This window comes from Methanotorris formicicus Mc-S-70 (assembly GCF_000243455.1).
In the GTDB taxonomy this organism is placed as follows: domain Archaea; phylum AGJL01; class Methanococci; order Methanococcales; family Methanococcaceae; genus Methanotorris; species Methanotorris formicicus.
The window spans coordinates 1-5,707 of sequence record NZ_AGJL01000069.1; the positions used below are offsets into that span (position 1 = coordinate 1).

The following is a 5,707-nucleotide window of genomic DNA, read 5'->3' on the forward strand; positions in this document are numbered from 1 at the left end:
AATCGCTTATAATCTTAAAGTGTTAGATGAAGTTAATTCAATTAAATAAATATTTAAATTTGTGATGGGAATTACGGTATATATAACTTATTTCATACAAACCAATACGAAAATTCCAGAATAACTATGCGGTTGGTGATTTCCGTATTTGGATAATAAAAAGATACAAATTAGTCAACATCTTTTCTAATTGGCGTATATTTGATGATATTTATGAATTTACAAAATCCTATGTTAAACTAAGTGATAATAGTAAATTATAAATACAACATTGCAGATTATTAGTATGTAATGGTAGTATTATCTTAAATATTAAATTAGTTTAAGAATTAAGGGGTTAATAAAGATGGAATTAAAAAACTTACAAAAAAGGAGTATTGTATTTTTAAAGCCATTAAGCAAATTATTTAATGTTAACATAGCCACATTTGATAAGAATGGTAATGTTATCCCTCCTTTTTATTTTGGTAATGAGGTTTGTAAAATCATTAAAACCAATGAAATAGGGTGTTCTTTATGTGACAATAGTCATAGAAGAGTTCTAACATCCACAAAAATTAAGTATTTAATCAATAAGGAATTGTCTAAGTGTGGAATATTACGCAAATTAGCAAAAAATAAATGTGTTATAGACTACTGTGATGCCGGATTATTGAAAGTTCTATATCCTATAAACGATAAAAGTGGCGATATTATTGGATACTCAGGAATATGTGGGTGTATGCTGGAGGGTTGTGAGGATTACTCACTAAATAAATTAAAATCAACGGCTGAATCCATGGGATTGGATGGAGATAAACTTTTAGAACTTGCAAAAAATGAATTGAAATCCTTAAATGAAAAAGAAATAAATGCCATATTGGAATTTGTAGGTAATCTCGTAGTTTCAGATGTAAATTTGGATAAATTCTTTAATACATTGAACAAAGATTTAACGGAAGAAGATTATGAATATGTATCTAAGTTTATAGCGGATATAGTTATTCCAATTGGTGAAATAACAAACACAAACTTAGCAATACTTGATGAAAATCTCGATATATTATTTATTACTGGTTATTATGGATTTGGAGATATAGTTGAGTTTCTTCAAAATAATGAAGACAAAATAACCTCTCTAAAAGAACCCTATTTATATAACAACATAATCACACTACCCAATATGCACTCCTTTCATTTTCTTGCCTGTGTAAAACATGGTAGTAAATTTTCAATCAACGATATCTTTGAGTTCTTTAGATATCTCTACAACATCTATGAAAAGTTGTAGATGAATACAAATATTAAAGTTGTAAAAACATGTAAAGTTTTGTTTAAAAAACTTAATACGCTCATCTTCACTTACAATTACATAATATAAATAATAATCGCAATATATAATTTTACAATAATGTAAGCATGATAAATTATTTTAATTGGTTTTAGTTATTAACTACTAAACCATTACTAAACTATTTTACGGTGAATAATGGTGCCCACCATAGATGAATTAATAAACTCAGATAATTTTAAGGATAGGATTAAGGCAATTACATTACTATTTAAAATAGAAGATAGAAATGAAATTAAAAAAAGAATTGGGTGTGTACTTAAACTTTTATACGATAAAAACTTACTTGTAAGAATAAATATGATAAAATCCCTTAAAAAACTTATTTTGAAATATCCTGATGAATTTGAGCCCCTGATTCCAAGGATTTATGCGCTATTATATACCAAAAATAAATCAGTAATATCTAATGTTGAGGCATTAATTGATGCCATCCCCCCACAACTAATACAAAAGATCGTAATTGATGCCACCAACAAACTTTATTCTGCGAATGGTTTTGACAGAAGCATTGGTCTTTTAGATCTTTCTGTCATTGCTGTAACTTCTCCAGAATATATTAAAAACTCATTACCTGAATTAATAGCAGTATCCATAAACGACAAGTATGAGTTACTGCAGATATTTGCCCTTGCAATATTTGAGGAATTTAGGGACGATGAGATGGAGTTGATATTTCATAAACTCAATGCATTATATCCTTACTATCTTATAAAACATGATGATTGGAGTTTAGATAGCGAAGATTATGATATACTAATACATGCCCTTGTAAAAAGATACTTTAGTAGGACAACAAAAGATGAACTTAAAAAGATTTTAGACTTACTAAATAATGAGGATATACTAATCAAATTGTTATCGATAGCAATCTTAAAGAAAAATGCTAAAACATTATGGAGAATTTTAAGTGACGAAGGAATTAAAGAATTAATAGAAAATTTGATGAAAAATTTGGATGATAAACATTGGACTATAAAAATAGTATCGTTATTATCTCTTGCAAAGATTCTTACATCATGTAACAGAAACTCCCAAGATTGGTGTAATTTTATAAATGAATGTTTTTTAAGAATTGTTGAAAAATCAGATGAACTATTAAAGATGAATTTCATAACCAAAGCCTATACATTAGAAACACTATTAACAATCTATAAAAAATGTGATCCCAAGGAAACAAAAACAAAAATAGAAGAGTTAATTATGAGTATTGAGGTAGGCAAGATTATAAAAGAACATTTTATATCATATTTTAAAGGGATTCCATTAATCACAAAAATAAAAAGGGAAAAAACCGTGGAATATTTAAATCCCTGTGTTCATCCTTACGTAGATGAACCCTTTATCAAAGAATTGAGAGAAAATGTGTCCAACTACAGAAACATATTTAGGGAGATAGAACTTGGTCTAAACAGTGATGATTGGATAGATAGGTGGGTAGGTGCCAAACTTTTGGGGAATGCATTGTATGCACTACCCTCATTTGTAGGGATGCACTCTCAACTATTAAAAACTCTATTAACTGATTCCATTTGGATGACCAGATCGACAACAGTATGGGCTTTAAGGATGATAAACCTTGTTGATGGGTTAAATTTCACAAAAGATGATTATTTGGATATTTTAGAGTATGTTGACGACGATTGGTATTGGGAAGTTAGATGGGAGTATTTAATGCTTTTCTTTGAAATATTAAACAAAAACCCAGAAATATTTGAAAATGATGAATTAAAAAATACATTACTCTCTACAGCAACAACCAAATATTTAACTGACAACAACCACGTAATAAGAAAAATGAGCAAATATCTGCTCCAAAAATTATCTGTAGATGAGTATATATTGGAGTACTTTAATAAAGACCACAGTAAAAGGCTTGAAATTTTACAAAAAATGATAAAGAGTCCAATATTAAGGAAAAGTGCATTTATAAGAATAAAAACAAGATTAAAAGTGGGAATAAAAGATAACAACGATATAGAAATAAGAAGGCTCCTAATCCTTGTTAATGGTAAATACTATAAAGAAACTGCATACATCCTTTATGAATTGGTGTTGTTGTATGATAAATATGACATTGCAAGAAAGATGGTTGATACGATAAGATTAATGCACCCAGAGATTATAGAATATAGAATGGAGTATCTCCTTAGGATGTTAAATGAACTTATAGTTGTTAGGAGAAAAATTGCCTTAAGAGAACTCAAGGCGTATGTAGATGTAGGCATTCCAATAACCGAGAAGATCCTAAACAAATTAAAAGAAATGATAATATACGATGTTGTTGATGATGCTATCATAAGCCTTACGATATACATACTTGAAAAGGTTGGGGATAATGAGGCAAAACAACTTGTTAAAGAAAAAAGAGAATTTATTGAAATGGGGCACAACTACACATTAAAGTTGGAGGAAATACTTGATGACAGTTCAACACCATGGCACAACATCTATGGTTTAATTGAACATATGTCAGAGGATAAACTATTGAATTTGGACAGTAATATTACAACAAAATTGCTCTTCTTACTGAAAGAAGATATTGGTATGATACTAAAAGTTAGGATAATAGACTTGATAAATAAAATCATAAAAACAGATAACGAAAATATCAATAAAATTATTGAAGAAAATTATGAGATGGTATTTGATATGGCATTTGAGTTGATGAACTATAACTACCATACAATATCAGTTAGATCTGAAAAATTCATGAGAACGTTGATAATTAAATATCCATTATTATTCAGAAGATGGATTTTCAAAAAATTATCTATGTTGGATAACAATAAAAAATACATTGAATTTGTAAAACAATTACTAAACGACCCAAGTCCAGATATCAAGTTAGAGGGATTATATGTTGTTGAATGTTTGATAAATAGAGAGCTTTCCGATACAGCACGTTCGTTTATTTATGAGATGTTAGATTTATTGGATTATGAAAGATGGGGGATAAAAAAGAAATCATTGGACCTCCTTTCAGATTTAGAATTTGGTGGTGAAGAGATTACAGAAGATATCGTTTGTAAAATTATTAAAGTGTTGAAATATACTGATGAAGATTTTAAGATGTATCTACTTAGATTGTTGGATCAACTCCCACCATCAAAAAAATACTGGAGAGAGGTTTTGGACATTTTAAATGAATTTAAAGACTCCAATGACCCATATACGGCAGAGATTGCCAAAAGTATTATAAAGAAATATTCTGGAGAGGCTGTAGGCGATATTGTTTATGAAATTATAAAAGTGTCTAAATATGCAGATGATGACTTTAAGATATACTTACTTAAGTTGTTAGACCAACTCCCACCATCAAAAAAATATTGTAAAGAGGTTTTAGATGTTTTGAATGAACTTAAAGATTCATCTAATCCACATATAGCAGAAATAGCCAAAAACATCATAAAAAAATATGGTCCTCCAACTTAATGGTTAATCGATGTTGTACATAAACGGAAAATCTCCGAATTTCACCAAATCTTTAATTTGTAAGGTTTTGGTATTATTTGAAACTGACGAAACTTAATCTCTCGACCTAATAGGTACTGTAAAATACTTTGTGATACAAAGTAATGGAAAGACATATATTTTTAAAACATAATATTATTAATTGAAATTGGGTTGGCTAGGGGGTTAAACGATAGGTGTGTAGGTTGGGTTAGAGGCTATACCATTATAAAACAAAAAATCTAAAGGTGATGTAAATGAAATTAGTAGAAAAATTGATGTCCAAGAGGGGGCAAGTTTCAATGGAGATTGGGATCTTAGTTGCAGCAGCAGTTGCAGTCGCTGCTATAGTAGCATACTACTACACAACAAGAGTTAAAGAAAGTATGCAAAACGCAGGAACACAGGCAAATGCAACTGTAAACAAATTAGGAGAAGTTGCAGAGAACGCAACAGGCAAAATACCAACAATCTAATCCAACTTAAATTTCTTTTTTTTAATGGGGGGCGGTATTACGAACTGGATGGAAGAATTATTCTTATGTAGTTTAATTGTATTGCTTCTATTATAAAATAGAATTGATGTGGTGTAGAATGAGGTTGATTGAAAAGTTAATATCCGAGAGAAAAAAAAATTATAATAGAGAAGATTAGAACGAATTTGGAAGATGTAGGGTCACAAGCGAATGAGGCTGTAAATGAGTTAGATAATATTGTAGATGATACAACAGAGGGATTGCCGATGACTTAAGTTGTTTGGTTCTCATTTAAATTTTTTTATTCTGATGATGTGTAATTATAATATTTTCTCTTTATTAGTTCCAATGCAGATGTTAAAAGCCCGCCTTCCGAAACTGTTAAATATTAAATGTGTGTTAATTATTATTTGTGATTAAATATGAGCTTGGAAAAGTTATATACGAT

At 29.2% G+C, this 5,707-nt stretch carries 3 protein-coding genes; all 3 read left to right on the forward strand.

Features of this window, described 5'->3' with window-relative positions; translation table 11 throughout:
- Positions 1-346: 346 nt before the first annotated feature.
- The 3 genes from METFODRAFT_RS08860 (at position 347) to METFODRAFT_RS08870 (ending at position 5,259) form a co-directional block, all read left to right on the forward strand.
- Complete coding sequence (locus METFODRAFT_RS08860) at positions 347-1,270, forward strand: PocR ligand-binding domain-containing protein (protein ID WP_007045265.1); 924 nt, start codon at positions 347-349, stop codon at positions 1,268-1,270.
- A gap of 198 nt (positions 1,271-1,468) precedes the next feature.
- On the forward strand, positions 1,469-4,765 hold the full coding sequence (locus tag METFODRAFT_RS08865; protein ID WP_007045266.1) for a hypothetical protein: 3,297 nt from the start codon (positions 1,469-1,471) through the stop codon (positions 4,763-4,765).
- Between the two features lie 275 nt (positions 4,766-5,040).
- Entirely contained in the window at positions 5,041-5,259 is a 219-nt protein-coding gene (locus tag METFODRAFT_RS08870) for a class III signal peptide-containing protein (protein WP_007044935.1), read from the forward strand.
- The last annotated feature ends 448 nt before the right edge of the window (positions 5,260-5,707 follow it).

Excerpts from the sequence above, each read along its gene's own strand:
- METFODRAFT_RS08865 (WP_007045266.1), top strand. The coding sequence starts at position 1,469 with ATGGTGCCCACCATAGATGAATTAATAAACTCAGATAATTTTAAGGAT.
- METFODRAFT_RS08860 (WP_007045265.1), top strand. The coding sequence starts at position 347 with ATGGAATTAAAAAACTTACAAAAAAGGAGTATTGTATTTTTAAAGCCA.
- METFODRAFT_RS08870 (WP_007044935.1), top strand. The coding sequence starts at position 5,041 with ATGAAATTAGTAGAAAAATTGATGTCCAAGAGGGGGCAAGTTTCAATG.